Here is a 16,081-nt window from a genome sequence, read left to right as displayed (position 1 = left end):
GGCCGGTCGGAGGCAGTGATAGCCTTGCCGGAAATATCACCTATGTCTTGTTGCTCAGTGGTGGAGACCTGACCGCCGCCCCGCTGTGCACGGGTGAGCGGGAGGCGCGGTGACGCCGGGTGACGACGCCCAGGGGGACAGCGCTTGGGGTACGGAGGTCCTGAACCTCGTGCTCCGACAGGCGGTGACGTGCGTGGGCGGCCCGGGGGCCCTGGTGCACCGGTACGACCGTGCCCTCGGCCGGCTGCTCCTGGTCGCCGTCAGTGGTCTCGACCGGGCGAGCGCGCGCGAGTGGGCCGATCTCTCCGACGAGCAGGACGTGGCGCCCGCGCACGCCCTGCGGCAGGGCGGCTACGCCTACGCATCCGGCGACAGCCTGGGCACCGGAGCGGGCGGCACCGCGGCCGTACCCCTACCCGGCGCCGACGGGCCGATCGGTGTGCTGTCCGTCCTCACGGCAGGACCCGGTGAGCCGCGCGAGGCGCGGCGGGACCTGCTCGGCGCGTTGGCGGGGTGGACCGGTGGCCGCCTCGGCGGCGGGCCCGGCGCGTCGCCCGCCCCCGGGTCGGTGGCCGCCGGAGCCGAGCGGTCCGTACGCGTGGGTGAGCTGACCGCCGCGCTGGCCGAGGCCGTCACCTCCCGCGACGTGGTGAAGGCCGTCGCCGAGTACGTCCTGCCGCCGTTCGGGGCCGACGGGCTGGTGTTCCAGATCCTCGAAGGCGGACGCCTGAACGTCGTCGGTGCCGCCGGCTATCCCCAGGAGTTCCTCAGCCTGCTCGACGGCATGCCGCTCGCCGCCCATGCCCCGGTCCGCGATGTGCTGCGCACCCGTACCCCCCGGTTCATCGAGGCGAAGGCGGAGATCTCCCGGCGCTATCCGACGATGCGGAGAGTGAACGAGGCCTCGCCGAAGGAGGCCGTGGCCTTCCTGCCCATGATCGCCTCCGGCCGCGCCATCGGCCTGTGCGTGGTGTCGTTCAGCCGCCCGCGTTCCTTCAGCAACGAGGAACGCGCCCTGCTGACGGCTCTGAGCGGCTTGGTCGGTCAGTCGCTGGAGCGGGCACGACTGTACGACGTGGAGCACGCACGGGCCCGGGAACTGCAACGCGGGCTGCTCCCCAGGACGCTGCCGCGCCTGCCGGCCGCCCACGCCGCAGCCCGGTACCTGCCCGCGGGACGCGGCGAGGAGGTGGGCGGCGACTGGTACGACCTGATCCCCCTGTCCGCCGATCGGGTCGCCATGGTGATCGGCGACGTGATGGGGCACGGCATCGCCGAGGCGGCCACCATGGGCCGGCTGCGCACGGCCGTCCGCACCCTCGCCGACCTGGAGATGCCCCCCGACGAACTGTTCAGCCGTCTCAACGACCTGGTCTCCGAGTTCGGCGAGGACTTCTACGCCACCTGCCTGTACGCCGTGTTCGACCCCGTCGCCCGCACCTGCACCTACAGTCTCGCCGGGCACCCGCCGCCGGTCGTCGTGCACCCCGACGGCGGCGTGCACAGTCCCGACGTCGCGCCCGACCCGCCGCTCGGCGCCGCCAAACCGCCGTTCGAGACGCACCAGCTGCGACTGCCCTACGAGAGCCTGCTCGTCCTGTGCACCGACGGGCTCGTCGAATCCCCGACCCGCGACGCCGACCAGGGCATGGCGCAACTGCGGCAGATCCTGTCCCGCACCGCCGTCGGCACCGCCTGGTCCGGGGCCGGCGACGAGGACGGTGACGCCCGGTTCCTGGAGGAGCTGTGCGACACGGTCGTGGCGGGCCTGCTGCCCGACCGCGAGCAGACGACCGACGACGCCGGACTGCTCGTCGTGCACGCTCGGTGCACCGTCGCCGATGATGTCGCCTCTCTCGACCTGCCGAACGACCCCCGGGCAGCCGGACAGGCCCGGGAGTACGTCCGGGAACGACTCGACGCCTGGGGGCTGGAAGACCTCGTGTTCACCACCGAACTGCTGGTGAGCGAGCTGGTGGGCAACGTCGTCCGGCACGCCAGGGACCCCGTCCGCCTCCGCCTGCTGCGCAGCCGCTCACTGATCTGCGAGGTCTACGACGGCAGCCTCACCACCCCCCGCATCCGCCACGCCAGTTACTCCGACGAGGGCGGACGCGGCCTGCAACTCGTCGCCGCCCTCTCCCGGCGCTGGGGCGCCCGCTATCTTCAGGACGGCAAGTGCATCTGGACGGAGCAGGACCTGCCGCCCACGTAGCCGCCGGCGCCGCGCACCGCTCGGCGGGGTTCAGCAGTCGATCGTGAGGGAGGCTCCCGCGACGCGGGACACGCACGCGCACCCACGGAACGGTGTCGCAGGTACGGAGCCACCCGTGCCGAACGTCTCGAAGCGGAGTCCGGCGGGTGGCTTCGCGGCACGCTCCCAGGCCGAACGGACAGCGGTGCGCAGCCCGTTCGGGCCGCAGACGTACAGCACGCCACCGTCGGGAACCGACGCGACGACCTCGTCCGGGTCGACGAAGGTCCCCTTCCTGAGCGGGAACTCGTCGATCGGACCCACGAAAGTGATCTCCGCGCCGGGACGCAGCTCGTGCATCCGCCGCGATCCGCCGCGTCCGTCCCGCTGGAGGGTATGGCGATGCGGAGCAGGCCGTCGTCGCGGCCCCGGTCCACCAGCGAGTAGGAGCGCGTCCTTGGCCCTCACCTCTGGTGCGCGGCAACAGGGTGCGACCGACTTGGGTGTCCCATGCTGCGGCGTACCAGGCGTTCAAAGGGAACATGGTGGTTTTCCTCCTCCGGTTCGGCGATGGCTGGGCAGAGCCCGGAGCGCGGTGCGAATGAATGTGCTCCCGCCGGAACGCTGAATACCGCTGAGGAATGAGTCCAATGAATGCTGGAAATGCCTTGCAGCCACCTCGTCAATGAACCGCTCGCATCAGCTGTTCTCGGAGCCAGGTACGTCCGGGGTCACCGGCGGTGCGTGGATTCCACACCAGATCGATCCCGAGCTTCGGCAGGGCGACCGGTGACTCCATCACCCTGAGCCTGTGCCGGTCCGCCAGCCGCCGGGCCAGCCGGCGCTGCAGCAGCGCGATCATGGGCGTGCCGCTCACCATCGAGGGGATCAGCAGAAACTCGAAGACGACGCACCGGACGACGAGACCGGGGATCAGTCGGGCCAGCGCCTGCTGCGCGCCGACCCGCCCTCCTTGCCACTCGAACACCACGTGTGGCAGCCGGGTGAGGTCGTCGACGGTGAGCGCCGCCCCGATGCGGTCGTTGTCCGCGTCGGCGACCACCACCCAGTCCTCGTCGTAGAGCCGCTCCCGGGGCAGCGTGGTCGGCATGGTGTCCGGCAGCAGCGCCACGTCGGCCGTCGCGCCGCCGCGGGTGAGGTCCAGGGAGCCCTCGGGCGGCTCCAGCAGCAGGCGGACACCCGGCGCGGACACGGCCAGCGCCGCGCACAGGCCGGGTAGGACGGGCAGGGCCGCGGCACCGGTCGCGGCCATGCGAAAGGTGCGGTCCGAGGTCGCGGGGTCGAACTTCGGAGCGGTGAGCACGTGGTGAGCCGTCGTCTCCAGGATCAGGTTGACCGGCCCGACCAGCGCGCCGGCGCGCGCGGTGAGTACATAGTGGCGGCCGACCCGGACGAGGAGGTCGTCGCCGAGAGTGCGCCGCAGTCGCTGCAGGGCGTTGCTCATCGCCGGCTGGGTCAGTCCGACCGCCTGGGCGGCCCGCGTGACACTGCGGTGCTTGAGGAGGGCCGCGAGCAGAGGCAGCAGATTGAGGTCGACCCGGTGCAAACCGGGAGCGGTGTTCGTCGGTCGTGCATTGCCGTTCACGGCGGCTATTCACCTCACTTATGTTTCGCATGCGAAATGCTGATTCGACGGATCACCGGTCCGGCATTACCGTCCTGGAATGCGGAGCTCTCGGTGATCGCCGCGAATTCCTTGTGACAGCAGCCGACGGAGGTAGTGAATGTCGCCAATCGATTCGGACAAGGCCGAGTTGCGTCAACTCGTCGAGGACTGGGCCCTGTGGCGCGACGCCGGCGACTGGGAGCGTTTCGCCACGGTGTGGCATCCCGACGACGGCTGGATGACCGCCACGTGGTTCCAGGGCCCCGCGCGCGACTTCATCGCGATCAGCCGGGAGGGCTTCGACAACGGCGTCAGCATCCTCCACTTCCTCGGCGGTCACACCGCCGAGGTCGTCGCTGACCGCGCCGTCGCCCAGACCAAGATGACCATCAACCAGCGCGCCGAGGTCGACGGAGTCGAGGTCGACGTCGTCTGCACCGGGCGTTTCTACGACTTCTGCGTGCGCCACGAGGGCGCTTGGAAGATCGTGCGCCGGCAGCCGATCTACGAGAAGGACCGTCTCGACGTGGTGGACCCCGCAGCGACGCTGACTCTGGACCCCGGGTTGCTGGGCCGCTTCCCCGTGGGCTACCGCCATCTCGGCTATCTCCAGACCAAGGCCGGCTTCACGGTGAAGACCGGGCTGCCGGGCCTGACGGGCGACGTCGTGCGACGCCTCTACGAAGAGGGCGCGAAATGGCTGGCGGGCTCGGCCACTCCGGGCGATCCCCACTGATCGACCTCATCGATGTGCGTGGGGCGCCTGCCGGCGTGAGTCCGGTTCAGGCGCCCTTCGTCATGCGGCCGAGCGGAGCGGCCCCTCGGCCGGGGTGTCGGGCGACGCCCCGGCCGAGACCGTGGGTTGTCATGTCGCGCCTCGGCCGAGGGAGGCCACTGTCACGTCGCACCTCGGCCGGGGGAAGGCGCTGTCACGTGTCCCAGTCCTCGGGGCGCACGGTGAGCGCCACCCGGCCGAGGCTGTTGTCGTCCTCCATGTAACGGTGGGCGTCGGCTGCGCGGGCAATGGGGAACGTGCGGTCGACCACGGCCCGGAAGCCGTTCTCCACCTGCTTCCACAGTTCCGCCACCGCCGCCGGGTTGCCCGTGCGGACCCCGATGATGCGGTGGCAGTCGGAGTACACGCGCCGCAGGTCGATTCCCACCTTGCCGCCGAGGAAGGCGCCCGAGGTGACCACCGCGCCGCCGCGGGCCAGCGAGTCGACGGTGGCGTCCCAGACGTCCGGGTCGCCGAGGTTGTCGACGGCGATGTCGACACCGCGACCGCCGGTGGCCTCGCGCACGTGCTTCACGAAGTCCGGTGCGTTGGTGTCGAGCACGAGGTCGGCTCCCGCGGCGGCCATGGCCGCGCGCTTGTCCGCCGAGCGGGACGTCGCGATGACCTTGGCCCCCAGGTGCTGGGCGTAGGCGGCCGTGGTGGAGCCGAGTGCGGAGGACGCGCCCTGGACGAGCACCCAGTGTCCGGGGCGGAGCCCTGCCTGGGTCATCTGGTTGGCGGCGACCGGGCCGAGGAGCGCGAGGGAGGCGGCCATTGCGGCCGGGATGCCGTCCGGGACCCTGTGGACGTTGACCGCGGGTACCACGCAGTACTGCGCGTAGGCGCCGGGCCGGTGTGTGCCTATCACGGTCAGGCCGTCGCAGACTTCCTCGCGGCCGTCCGCGCAGTAGGCACAGGTGCCGCAGGCGACACCGGGCAGGACGGCCACGCGGTCGCCGACCTGGACGGAGCCCACGCCCTCGCCCAGTGCGGCGATCGTTCCGGCGTGGTCCGCGCCCAGGATGTGGGGCGGCTCGATGGTGGCGTAGGGGTGGTTGCCCGCGCGGGCCGTGAGGTCGAGCAGTCGGCCGATACCGACCGAGGAGACCTGGACGAGGACCTCTCCGGGGCCGGGGCACGGTGTGTCGACCGTGGCCTGCTCCAGGACGTCGGGCGGTCCGAACCGGCGGAACAGCATGGCTCGCATGGTCGCCGGAACCGGCAGCGCCGGGGACCAGCCGAGCTCGGAAACGGTCAGCGTGTCGCGCATGACGCCACCACCTTGTTCTCCAGGCGACCGACGCGCTCGATCTCGATGACTATGTCATCCCCGGCGGCCAGGAACTCCCCGCGCGGTACGCCACAGCCGGCCGGTGTGCCGGTGAGGACGACGTCTCCGGGTTCGAGGCGGGTGATGCGGCTGGCCGCCGCTATCACTTCCGGGATCTTCACCATCATCTGTGCGGTGGAGGAGTCCTGCTTCAGGACTCCGTTGACGCTGAGCTGGATCCGCAGGTTCTGCGGGTCGGCGATCTGCCAGGCCGGCACCACCCCGGGGCCGAGCGGGCAGAAGCCGTCCTGCCCCTTGTGGCCGACCCAGTCGAACGTGAACGGCTCGGCGACCGGCTTGTCGGACCTGAGCCGGTCCCGGGCCGAGATGTCGTTCGCCGCCAGGTAGCCGGCCACATGACCCATTGCCTGCTCGGGCGCGAGATCGCGCCCGCCGCGACCGATGACGACGGCCAGTTCGGCCTCCCAGTCGACGCGGGCGCCCGGATAGGCGGGCAGCGGCACCGGGTCCCCCGGACCCGTCACGGTCGTCGTCGGCGGCTTGAGGAAGAAGAACGGGTCCCCCAGCTCGTCGGGGCGTTCGCAGCCCATCTCGGCGATGTGGTCCCAGTAGTTGGCGCCGGCGCAGAGCACCTTGCCCGGATAGGTGAGCGGCGGGGCGAGCCGGGCGCCCGCGACGGCGTCGGACGTAGCCGGTGTCCAGTCACGGAACAGCGGGGCGAGTGACTCCCAACGGGCGAGTACGTCCATCAGCGTGAGGCCTTCGGTCCCGGGTGGACCCTGGACCACGGTTCCGTCGGTGTAGGCACCGACGGTGACTTTCTCCGAGTCGTCGACCCGGTACTGCACCAGCGACCATTCAGGCGGTTTCATGTTTCCTCCGGCATACGGCTCTCTGAAGCAGCTGAACCATAGTGCATACACATTAGGAGGGGAAGGGTGTGCTTCGGGATGCGTGGCGGCGATGATGGAGCGGGGCGCCCATGTGGTCCATGTCATGGCCCTGCATGGACTCTGGCCTGTTCAGGGCCGTCGCTCTCGAGCTGGAAAAGCTTTCCCCGGGCGTATGGACATCGAGTCCAGGAGGTGTACACACTTAGCGAGGGTGCTCGTGTGTGATGCGGGCTTGCCAGAACCATGAGGAGTGCACATGTTGCGTGTCAAAGGTCTCCTGCACTACGGGCTCCAGGTGCCGTCGCTCGAAACGGGCGCGGACTTCTACGGCGCGTTCGGACTGGAGACGACGGAGCGCGGCAACGCGGTGGTGATCCGCTGCGACGGCCGGGAGCAGGACCAGACGGTGCTGATGGAAGGGCCGGTCAAGCGGCTGCACCACATTGCCTTCGCGGTGGACCCGGACTCGCTGCCCGAATGGCAGCGCCACATCGAGGGCCTGGGCCTGAAGCTGCTGGACGCGCCGGCCGAGGTGCCCGGCGGGCTGTGGTTGCGTGACCACGAGGGAAACCTGGTCAACCTCCGGGACGAGGGGATCGCCCCCTGGCGCGAGTTCGGGACCACGGACGCCCAGGACGCCAACGTCGGCGACCGCGTCCGCCGGATCGACCAGGCCCGCTGGCTGAACGCGACCGAGAACACCCGCCCCCAGCGGCTCGGACACATGCTGATCTTCAGCTCCGACGTGAGCGTGTCCGAGGCCTTCTACATCCGCACGCTCGGGCTGCGCCTGTCGGACCGCATCGTCGACGGCGGGCCCGTCTTCCTGAACTCGGGGCCCGGTGACCACCATGTCTTCGGGTTCGTCCCGGGAACGCACCCCGGCTTGCACCACTCCAGCTGGATGGTCGCCGACATCGACCAGATCGCGATGGGCGCGCGGAACATGGCCGCCGTGGGTTACGAGAAGGGCTGGGGCCTGGGCCGCCACACCCTCGGCTCGAACCTCTTCCACTACATCCAGGACCCCTGGGGCAGCTGGATCGAGTACTCCGGCGACATGGACCGCATCACCGAGGACTGGCAGCCGAACGACTGGGACTGCCCGGCCGCGATCTGGAGTCCCGAGATGCCGGTCGACTTCATCACCAACCAGGAGGACAAGCCGAACCACCCCGTCTCGAGTTCGGAGAGTTCCTCATGCTTCCCACGCTGAGCGTGCGGCGCCCGCCCGGCGAGCCCGCCCGGCAGCTCACCGTGGGCGTCTTCCCGGGCGCCGGCGGTGTGCATCTCCACCACGCCCTCGACTCCGGGTACTTCCGGCAGGCGGGGCTGGAGGTGAACCTCGTGCAGGTGGTCTCCTCCGACCAGCAGCTGGCAGGCTGGAACGACGGTGACTTCGACCTCATGCACACCTCCCCCGACCACCTGCTCCGCGGGCTGCTGAAGCGGGACCCGGTGGCCGTCCGCGCCGAGGGCATCGGCGAACTCGCTGTCCACCGGCGTGGGGGAGCCCCTCAGCCGACGGACCGATGGGCCGTGGACAACGCGCACAGCGCCTTCGCGTTCGTGCTGCGCGCCGTACTCAGCGACGTCGCCGCCTTGCCGGTGACCGACGACCGACTCGTCCCGGTGGGCGGTACCTCGCAGAGGTTCCAGGCCCTGCTGTCGGACGCCGTGGACGGCACCACACTCCACCCACCGTTCGACGTCCTCGCCGCCGAGCAGGGCTTTTCCCGCGTCGGCGGCCACCTTCAGGTCGTACCCGACCTCATCACCAACGTGGTGGTGGCCCCACGTGAGACAGCGAAGGCATGGCACACCCGTGCCTACGTCGAGATCTGCCGCCAGAGCACCGAGGAACTGCTCGCCTCCGGCGCACCGGGCGTCGAGGCGGCCCTGCTGCGGCACGGCATGCCCGAGGCGGCCGCCCGGGCCGCGGTCCCCGGTCTCCTCGGGCCCGCCGGCCTGTCGACCTCACCCGAGGTGACCCGGCGCGGCATGGAGGCGGTGGCCGACCTGCGCCGCCGCTGCACACCTGACTGGCAACCCGTCCGCCTGCTCACATCTCTGATCGGACCCGGCCAAGAAGGCTGACGCCGGTCGCAGCCGAGGTGGAGGCGCGGCCGGTGCCGGTACGGGCGCTGACCAGGCGCCCCAAGGGCCGCCGAGAGCGGCATCCCGATCCCGGCCGCCAACCCGGGCACCGCCGCGTACGCGGCTCACCCGTGACCGGACTGCGTGTCGGCGGCGCCGGTCGTCCTCGCCACGTCGAGGAACCCGCACCGTCGACGGCTCTGCGCCTCCGGGCTGGAGGCAGTCGTCCAGGCCGCGCGGGCCATCGCGCTCGGTGCCCGCCTCCGTCGCCATGGCGGGCGGCGTCGAGTCGTTGACCCGCGCGCCATACGTCCTGCCCAAGCACGACCGCCCCTTCCCGGCCGGCCACACCGAGTCGTACTCCACCACCCTCGGCTGGCGCATGGTCAACCCCGCGATGCCACCGCAGTGGAACTTGCCCCTGGGGGAGAGCGCGGAACTGATCGCGGAGAAGCACGGCATCAGCCGTGAGGCACAGGACGCCTACGCGCTCGCCAGTCACGAGAAGGCCACCAGGGCCTGGAAGGACGGCCGGTACGACGCCGAGGTCGTACCGGTACCGGTACCGGATCCGCGGCGCGAGGGCGGCCCGGTGCTGCTCACCCGCGACGAGTGCGTACGGGAGAACGCGTCCCTGGAAGCGATGGCCGGGCTCCAGCCGGCCTTCCGTCCCGTGGGGGGCACGGTCACCGCGGGCAACTCCTCACCCCTCGACGACGGCGCCGCCGCCCTCCTGCTCGCGGAAGAGGAGGGGCTCTCGAAGCGGTCGACCGGGCGCTTGCCGGAGCGAGCCGTTCCCTCGCCGATCTCGATGTCGTCGAGCTGAACGAGGCGTTCGCCGCACAGGTGCTCGGGTGCTTCGCCGAGTGGCCCGAGTTCGAGCCCGGGATCCTCAACCCGCGTGGCGGGGCCATCGTCATCGGACACCCTCTGGGCGCGTCCGGCGTGCGGCTGGCCGGGGCGGTCGCCCACCAGCTCGCGGCCGCGGGCTCGGGTGTGGGCGTGGCGACCCTGTGCATCGGAGTGGGGCAGGGCCTAGCCCTCGTTCTCGAACGATGAGTCACCCCGGACCGACCGGTCTGGGCGGTACCTCGCCAGGTGGATACAGTCACCCGGCTCCTGAGCCTGGTCGAAGACGGGCGAGGCAGTCGTCCACCGTGGAGTTGATAGGGCGCTCTGTATCGGCTGCATACACCTGGGTACACTCCACGGCGTGAGCAGGAGCAGAAGCGAGTCCCGCGAGGAACAGCGGCCGGCCGATGACGAGGGCGAGGCGCGGGCCGAGTCCGCGGCGTCGGGCGGGAGCCCCGCTTCGGCCTCGGGCGGGCGTCGACTCGCTCTCGACGTCCATGGACGCCTGCGCACGATGATCCTGAACGGGGAGCTGCCTCCGGGGTCGGCCCTGCTCCAGGCCGAGATGGCCCGGAAGCTGGGCGTCAGCCGTACCCCCATGCGCGAGGCGTTCCGGCTGCTCCAGGAAGAGGGGCTCATCGACGCGCGGCCCGACCAGCGCGCGCGGGTGCGGTCGGTGGACCCCGAGGACCTCGACGCCGTCTACGGGGCTCGCATCATGCTCGAAACCCTCGCCGTCAGCATGACCGCGAAGTCGTTCACGACTGCCGACATCGAGCGCATGAGCGACGCCCTGGAACGGATGAAGGCGATGGCGGTCGACAAGCACCCCGACGAGTGGCACGCGGCGCACCACGCGTTCCACGGCATCGCCACCCAGGCGGTGGGCCCTCACCTGCAACGCATGATCGCCTCGCTCGGAGAACACAGCGAGCGCTACATCCGCCTGGCTCAGCTGGGCGCGCCCGCGTCATGGGGCAAGGCGTACGCGGAGCACGAAGCGCTCCTGACGGCGATGCGCGAGAGCGACCCGGCCGAAGCCGCACGCGTGGTCGCCCGTCACCTGGCGCGCACCGCGCTGAGCGTGCTGGCGGACATCGCCCCCGAGTACGAACCCGCCGCCACCCGGACGGCCCTGGGGCTCGCGGGCAACGGCCAGTCCTGACGTCCCGTCGCCCTCCGGCGGTCACAGTTCCTCACCGATGGCCCGCGCCATCGACCGCAGAGGTCGGGCCAGTTCCGTCAGCCTGCCCTTCGGGCACCGGGCGGACGGCGCCGCCACGGCGACGGCGGCCACGGCCGTACCTGTGTGGTCGCGCACGCACACACCGACCGCGTTCACGCCCCGCTCACTCTCCTGGAGGTTGAGGGCCCAGCCGGCGCGGCGGATCGCCGTCAGCTCGGCCACCAGGCGCTCGACGTCCTCCGGTGCCTTGGCTCCTTCCCCGGGGAGTCCGTTGGGGTAGAGCGCCCGGAGTCGCTCCGGCGGCAGTTCGGCGAGCAGTGCCTTGCCGCCCGAAGTGACGTGGGCGGGCAGGAGCGCGCCCGTGCGGTAGCCCACGCGCAGCGCCTGCGGACCTTCCACTCCGTCCAGGAACCGGGTCCCGTTGCCCTCCAGCACCATGAGGTGGGTGGTCTCGCGGACCGTGTCCGCCAGGCGCTGCAAGTGGGGACGGGCAACGGTGATCAGGTCGGGAGGCGGGGCGGCCTGACTGCCTCTGATCGCCCGCAGAGCCGGCCCCGGACGGTAGGCCTTGTGACGGTCCTGTTCCGCGAACCCCTCGAACACGAGCATCGCCAGGATCCGGTGAGCCGTCGACCGCGCGACGCCCAGCCGGTCGGCGACGTCCATGACGCGCAGCTCACCGTGCTCATGCAGGAGTCGGACGGTCCGCAAGGCGTTGCCCGCCGCGCTCACCGGATACGAGGGGAGTGGATCCCGTGAATTCTGCATACAGGAATCATAGCCACGATGTGTTCCAGCCTAAGGAATCCAGCAGTAGCGTGGCAGTCATCGACAAACTGAACACACTTTGAACGGGCTGTCTTCGTGCATGCCCTGGAGGTTGCGGTGACCGACACAGCAAGCGGACTGGCCCAGCACAAGCTGCTCGATGAGCTGTATGCAGATTTCGAGGACGCGGGCCTGATACCACTGTGGAACCAGCGCGACGATCTCATGCCGACGTCGCCGCAACCGGCCGCGGTCCCGCACCTGTGGCCGTGGGCGCGGCTGCTGCCGATCGCGGAGCGCTCCGGACGGTTGGTGCCGGTGGGGCGGGGCGGTGAGCGCCGGGCCATGGCACTGTCCAACCCGGGCCTGCCCGGCCTGCCGTACGCCACCCCCACGCTCTGGGCCGCGATCCAGTACCTGGGACCGCGCGAGGTCGCTCCCTCGCACCGGCACAGTCAAGGGGCCTTCCGGTTCGTCGTGGACGGCGAGGGCGTGTGGACGAACGTCGACGGGGACGCCGTGGCGATGCGGCGCGGCGATCTGCTGCTGACACCGAGCTGGGCCTTCCACGAGCACCAGAACGTCACCGACGAGCCCATGACGTGGATCGACGGTCTCGACATCCCGCTGGTCTCCCAACTGGACGCCGGTTTCTTCGAGTTCGGGCCCGACGAGCTGTCCACCCGGGCCACGCCCGAGCGTTCGCGCGGTGAGCGGCTGTGGGCTCACCCGGGCCTGCGCCCGATCAGCCGGCCCGACCGGCGCAACTCCCCGTTGGCCGCCTACCGCTGGGAGCACACCGACGCCGCCCTCACCGCACAGCTGGAGCTGGAGTCCGAAGGAGTCGCCGGGGTGATCGAGCCCGGACACGCCGGTGTCCGTTTCTCCAACCCCACCACCGGCAAGGACGCCCTGGTCACGATGCGCACTGAGATGCGCCGACTGCGGGCGGGGGCGCGGACCACTCCGGCGCGCACGGTCGGCTCGGCGATCTGGCAGGTCTTCGAAGGCGCGGCCACGGCCCACGTCGGCGACCGGGTCTTCGACATCGCCGAGGGCGACCTGTTCGCCGTCCTCTCCTGGTGCGAGGTCGCCCTCACCGCGCGCACCGAGGTGGATCTGTTCCGCTTCAGCGACGAACCCGTCTACGAGGCCCTGGGCCTCGCCCGCACCCACCGAGGAGAACAGAAGTGAAGCTGGCCACCATCCGGATCGACGGCATCACCCGCGCCGTCCGCATCGACGAGAACGCCGCCGTGGACCTGGGCGAAAGCGACCTGGTCGACTTCCTGCGCCGCCCCGACTGGTCCGCCCGGGCCGCGAACGCCGACGGCGACCGCTACGAAGGCCCCCTGGACTACGCCCCGGTGGTCGTGACGCCGGAGAAGGTCGTCTGTGTCGGCCTCAACTACCGCAACCACATCCTGGAGATGGGCCGGGATCTGCCCCAGCACCCCACACTGTTCTCCAAGTACGCACGGGCGCTGGTCGGCGCGTACGACGACGTGATCCTGCCCGCCACGGCCACACAGACGGACTGGGAGGCCGAACTCGCCGTGGTGATCGGGGCCGAGGTCCGGCACGCGGACCCGGAGGAGGCGCGGGCCGCGATCGCCGGATACACGATCCTCAACGACGTCACTGCCCGGGACTGGCAGTTCCGCACACCGCAGTGGCACCAGGGCAAGACCTTCGAGGCCACGACACCCGTCGGGCCATGGCTGGTGACCGCCGACGATCCCGCCGTGGCCGCCCGGGGACTGGACCTGGTCTGCGAGGTCGACGGCGACACGGTCCAGAAGGCCGACACCGGCGACCTCGTCTTCGACCCGGCCACCCTCGTCGCCTATGTGTCCGAGATCGTCACCCTCGTCCCCGGCGACGTGATCGCGACGGGAACCCCGGGCGGTGTCGGGCACGCCCGCACGCCGGCTCGTTACCTGCGGGACGGATCCGTGCTCGTCACCCGGATCGAGGGGATCGGCGAGTGCCGTAACACCTGCCGCGGGGAGCTGCGGTGAGCGGTCGGCCGGACGCGATGCTGGAGTGGCTGGCCAAGGGGACGGCCGCCTTCGAGGCCGCGGTGCGCCGGGCGACCGATGCGAGCCTCCTCCGCCCTTCGTGCCTGCCGGGCTGGAGCCGGGCACATGTCGTCGCGCACCTGGCCCGCAACGCGGACGCCCTGCTCAACCTCCTGAACTGGGCTCGCACGGGTGTCGAGACTCCGATGTACGCCAGTCCCGGCCTGCGGGCCGCCGAGATCGAGGAAGGGGCCCGTCGCCCGGCCGACGAGCTGCGCGCGGACCTGCTCCAGGCCGACGGCCGACTCGCCGGGGATCTCGCGGCACTGCCCGACGAGTGCTGGGAGGCGACCGTCCGGACCGCCAGAGGACGCGAGGTGCCGGTCCGGGAGGTCCCCTGGATGCGGGTGCGAGAGGTATGGGTCCACGCCGTCGACCTGGACACCGGCACGAGCTTCGACGACATCCCCCGTGAGGTCTGCGCCGCCTTGGTCGACGACGTGGCAGCCGGCCTCCGAGCTCGCACGGACATGCCTCCCGTCGAGCTCCGGGCCGAGGACGGCGGCCGTACCTGGCTCCTGGGCGTGCCCGGCGCGGCGAAGCCGGTCTCGGTGACCGGTGATCTCCCCAGCCTGGCCGCCTATGCCACCGGCCGGCGCGTACCAGGCCCTCTGTACGGCGCAGGTGGTGGATCCGTACCGAAACTGCCCGCATGGCTGTGAGACCCGCGACGACGGCACCGCGACATGCCCCTTGAGCGCTCCCGGCTGCCGCCAATGGGTTCAGCCTGTGAAGAACATCGATGTGCTCGTCCTGCACGGATCTCCGGGCGCCGGGAAGACGACCCTGGCGCGGGTCGTCCCGGATTTCCTGCGGGAGGCCGATCTGGCCCACGGGGTGATCGGCCTGGACGAGATCTCGCTGGTCCATACCGACCAGGGCCGTTCCCTCGCGCGCGAGAACCTCGAGGCCATCTGGCCCCGCTACGCCGCCGTCCCCGGTCAGCCGCCGGGAGATGCCGTCACGGGCGTCGGCGGGTGTGGCGGCCTCGGACGACAGGGGGGAGATAACGGGGTGTACGTGGTGTTTGGGGCATGAGCGCTTCTTGTGAAGTCTGCGAAAGGCCAGAAAGACGAGAGATCTGCTGGGTCAGCGACAGATGGCGCTGGACTGCCGGCACAGATCGACGTGGCGCCGCTCCACCAGCGCGGAGGACGCGCCCGGGTGATCAGCGGAAGTATTCATGATCAGGACCTTGCCCATGGGCACTCGGGGTGTCAAGGGGCGTCCGCACCGTGAGCGGGGAGATGTCTGTGTCCGCCGGTGACATACGCAGGGACGCGCCAGAGGGCCGGACCCACAGGGAGATCCTCGAACGCGTCCACCCGGGTATCACCGGCACACGGGTGCCGGTGATACCCGGGTGCGCGGCCCCTGGTGCACCTGTTGACGGTGGTCCGGAGCAGGTCAGTGGCCGGGCTGGGGGCCGGGCCGGCTCGAGCGCATCTGCCATTGGGTCATCGCGCCGAAGGCCAGGACGTTGGCTCGGCGGGTGGTGAAGCGCGAGGTCAGGGTCATCACCCGGTTGAAGGCGCCGGAGACGACGCTGGGCGGTGGGTTGCGCTTGTCCAGTGTGCGCAGTGCGGTGGTGACGACCTGGCGCGGGGTCTGCAGCCGGACTCCGCGGGCCATGTCGTCGGTGCCGGCCGTGTCGAAGAACTCGGTGCGGGTGGGGCCCGGGGAGAGGGCGAGCACGCGCAGGCCGGTGCCGCGCGATTCCTGCCACAGTGCCTCGGTGAAGCTGAGCACGAAGGCTTTGGTGGCGCCGTAGACGGCGGCGTTGGGCCAGGGCTGGTAGCCGAGGGAGCTGGCGACGTTGACCAGGACGCCGGTCAGCTGGCCGATGAAGGCCCTGGTGACGTCGACCAGGGCGGCCACGTTCAGGTTGATCTCCTGCTGGACGCGTGCCGGGTCCTCCTGGCGGAACGGGCTGTGGGTGCCGAAGCCGGCGTTGTTGACGAGGCTGGTGACGGTGATCCCGCGCCGGGTCATCTCCTGGGCCAGTGCCTCGCCCGCGGCCGGCACGGTGAGGTCGAAGGGCACCACGGTGGCGGTGATCTGGTACTTCGCGGACAGCTCGTCGGCCAGGGCCTGAAGCCGGTCCGCGCGGCGGGCGACCAGCACGAGATCCGAGCCGCGCTCGGCGAACTGGCGGGCGAACTCCGCGCCGAGCCCGGCACTCGCACCGGTGATCAATGTGGTCTGGGTACGGTAGTCGATCCTGTTCATGGCGGTCGGGGACACGGCGCCCACGCGGGCACTTCTGCCCCTTCTCTCCTTTCAATTCATGCGACGGTCCGTGACCGTCATCGGGTGT

Annotated in this window: 16 protein-coding genes and 1 pseudogene; 10 read left to right on the top strand and 7 right to left on the bottom strand. The window is 70.9% G+C overall.

Annotation, left to right across the window (positions count from 1 at the left end; genetic code table 11):
- The first annotated feature begins 109 nt into the window (after positions 1 to 109).
- Positions 110 to 2,215, top strand: a complete 2,106-nt coding sequence (locus tag HW837_RS05030) for an ATP-binding SpoIIE family protein phosphatase (protein WP_193382208.1) — start codon at positions 110 to 112, stop codon at positions 2,213 to 2,215.
- A gap of 30 nt (positions 2,216 to 2,245) precedes the next feature.
- Here HW837_RS05030 and HW837_RS05025 read toward each other — a convergent pair whose 3' ends face one another.
- A complete protein-coding gene (locus HW837_RS05025; RefSeq protein WP_193382207.1) occupies positions 2,246 to 2,554 on the bottom strand; it encodes a ferredoxin reductase domain-containing protein in 309 nt (102 codons plus the stop codon).
- Positions 2,555 to 2,876: 322 nt separating this feature from the next.
- Complete coding sequence (locus HW837_RS05020; RefSeq protein ID WP_193382206.1) at positions 2,877 to 3,800, bottom strand: LysR family transcriptional regulator; 924 nt, start codon at positions 3,798 to 3,800, stop codon at positions 2,877 to 2,879.
- Positions 3,801 to 3,939: 139 nt separating this feature from the next.
- On the opposite strand from HW837_RS05020, the gene HW837_RS05015 reads away from it, so the two are divergent.
- The gene (locus HW837_RS05015) at positions 3,940 to 4,557 is read left to right on the top strand and encodes a nuclear transport factor 2 family protein (RefSeq protein WP_193382205.1); all 618 of its coding nucleotides are present in this window, start codon (positions 3,940 to 3,942) and stop codon (positions 4,555 to 4,557) included.
- Positions 4,558 to 4,750: 193 nt separating this feature from the next.
- Here the strand turns inward: HW837_RS05015 and HW837_RS05010 are convergent, their stop codons facing one another.
- Entirely contained in the window at positions 4,751 to 5,866 is a 1,116-nt protein-coding gene (locus HW837_RS05010) for a zinc-binding dehydrogenase (protein ID WP_193382321.1), read from the bottom strand.
- Positions 5,851 to 6,759, bottom strand: a complete 909-nt coding sequence (locus HW837_RS05005) for a fumarylacetoacetate hydrolase family protein (RefSeq protein ID WP_193382320.1) — start codon at positions 6,757 to 6,759, stop codon at positions 5,851 to 5,853. Before HW837_RS05005 ends, HW837_RS05010 begins: the two co-directional genes overlap by 16 nt.
- A gap of 277 nt (positions 6,760 to 7,036) precedes the next feature.
- Between HW837_RS05005 and HW837_RS05000 the strand changes: the two genes are divergently transcribed.
- The 4 genes and pseudogenes from HW837_RS05000 to HW837_RS04985 all read left to right on the top strand — a co-directional run bounded on the left by HW837_RS05000 (position 7,037) and on the right by HW837_RS04985 (position 10,894).
- A complete protein-coding gene (locus tag HW837_RS05000; protein WP_193381896.1) occupies positions 7,037 to 7,996 on the top strand; it encodes a VOC family protein in 960 nt (319 codons plus the stop codon).
- Entirely contained in the window at positions 7,981 to 8,877 is an 897-nt protein-coding gene (locus HW837_RS04995) for an ABC transporter substrate-binding protein (protein ID WP_193381895.1), read from the top strand. The genes HW837_RS05000 and HW837_RS04995 overlap by 16 nt, the downstream gene beginning before the upstream one ends.
- Positions 8,878 to 9,072: 195 nt before the next feature.
- Positions 9,073 to 9,936, top strand: a pseudogene (locus HW837_RS04990) (thiolase family protein); the annotation flags it as partial.
- Positions 9,937 to 10,090: 154 nt separating this feature from the next.
- Positions 10,091 to 10,894 carry a GntR family transcriptional regulator gene (locus HW837_RS04985; protein WP_193381894.1) on the top strand — a complete coding sequence of 268 codons (804 nt, stop codon included), beginning with the start codon at positions 10,091 to 10,093 and terminating at the stop codon, positions 10,892 to 10,894.
- A gap of 21 nt (positions 10,895 to 10,915) precedes the next feature.
- On the opposite strand, the gene HW837_RS04980 is transcribed toward HW837_RS04985, so the two are convergent.
- Positions 10,916 to 11,683: an IclR family transcriptional regulator gene (locus tag HW837_RS04980; RefSeq protein ID WP_196790198.1), complete on the bottom strand. Its 768-nt coding sequence runs from the start codon at positions 11,681 to 11,683 to the stop codon at positions 10,916 to 10,918.
- A 117-nt stretch (positions 11,684 to 11,800) separates the two neighbouring features.
- Between HW837_RS04980 and HW837_RS04975 the strand changes: the two genes are divergently transcribed.
- The 4 genes from HW837_RS04975 (at position 11,801) to HW837_RS04960 (ending at position 14,802) form a co-directional block, all read left to right on the top strand.
- Positions 11,801 to 12,877: a cupin domain-containing protein gene (locus HW837_RS04975; RefSeq protein ID WP_193382319.1), complete on the top strand. Its 1,077-nt coding sequence runs from the start codon at positions 11,801 to 11,803 to the stop codon at positions 12,875 to 12,877.
- Positions 12,874 to 13,704 (top strand): fumarylacetoacetate hydrolase family protein, encoded by an 831-nt coding sequence (locus HW837_RS04970; protein WP_193381892.1) that lies wholly within the window; start codon positions 12,874 to 12,876, stop codon positions 13,702 to 13,704. Before HW837_RS04975 ends, HW837_RS04970 begins: the two co-directional genes overlap by 4 nt.
- Entirely contained in the window at positions 13,701 to 14,426 is a 726-nt protein-coding gene (locus HW837_RS04965; protein ID WP_193381891.1) for a maleylpyruvate isomerase family mycothiol-dependent enzyme, read from the top strand. The genes HW837_RS04970 and HW837_RS04965 overlap by 4 nt, the downstream gene beginning before the upstream one ends.
- 67 nt (positions 14,427 to 14,493) lie before the next feature.
- On the top strand, positions 14,494 to 14,802 hold the full coding sequence (locus HW837_RS04960) for an ATP-binding protein (RefSeq protein ID WP_193381890.1): 309 nt from the start codon (positions 14,494 to 14,496) through the stop codon (positions 14,800 to 14,802).
- Positions 14,803 to 14,853: 51 nt separating this feature from the next.
- Here HW837_RS04960 and HW837_RS50255 read toward each other — a convergent pair whose 3' ends face one another.
- Both HW837_RS50255 and HW837_RS04955 read right to left on the bottom strand, forming a co-directional pair.
- Positions 14,854 to 14,949: a putative leader peptide gene (locus HW837_RS50255; RefSeq protein WP_390623511.1), complete on the bottom strand. Its 96-nt coding sequence runs from the start codon at positions 14,947 to 14,949 to the stop codon at positions 14,854 to 14,856.
- A gap of 222 nt (positions 14,950 to 15,171) precedes the next feature.
- Positions 15,172 to 16,017, bottom strand: coding sequence for an SDR family NAD(P)-dependent oxidoreductase (locus tag HW837_RS04955; protein ID WP_313895490.1), 846 nt, complete (start codon positions 16,015 to 16,017; stop codon positions 15,172 to 15,174).
- Between the last annotated feature and the right edge of the window lie 64 nt (positions 16,018 to 16,081).

The organism is Streptomyces caniscabiei (genome assembly GCF_014930365.1).
Classification (GTDB): domain Bacteria; phylum Actinomycetota; class Actinomycetes; order Streptomycetales; family Streptomycetaceae; genus Streptomyces; species Streptomyces caniscabiei.
This window is presented reverse-complemented; position numbering and strand designations above follow the sequence as displayed.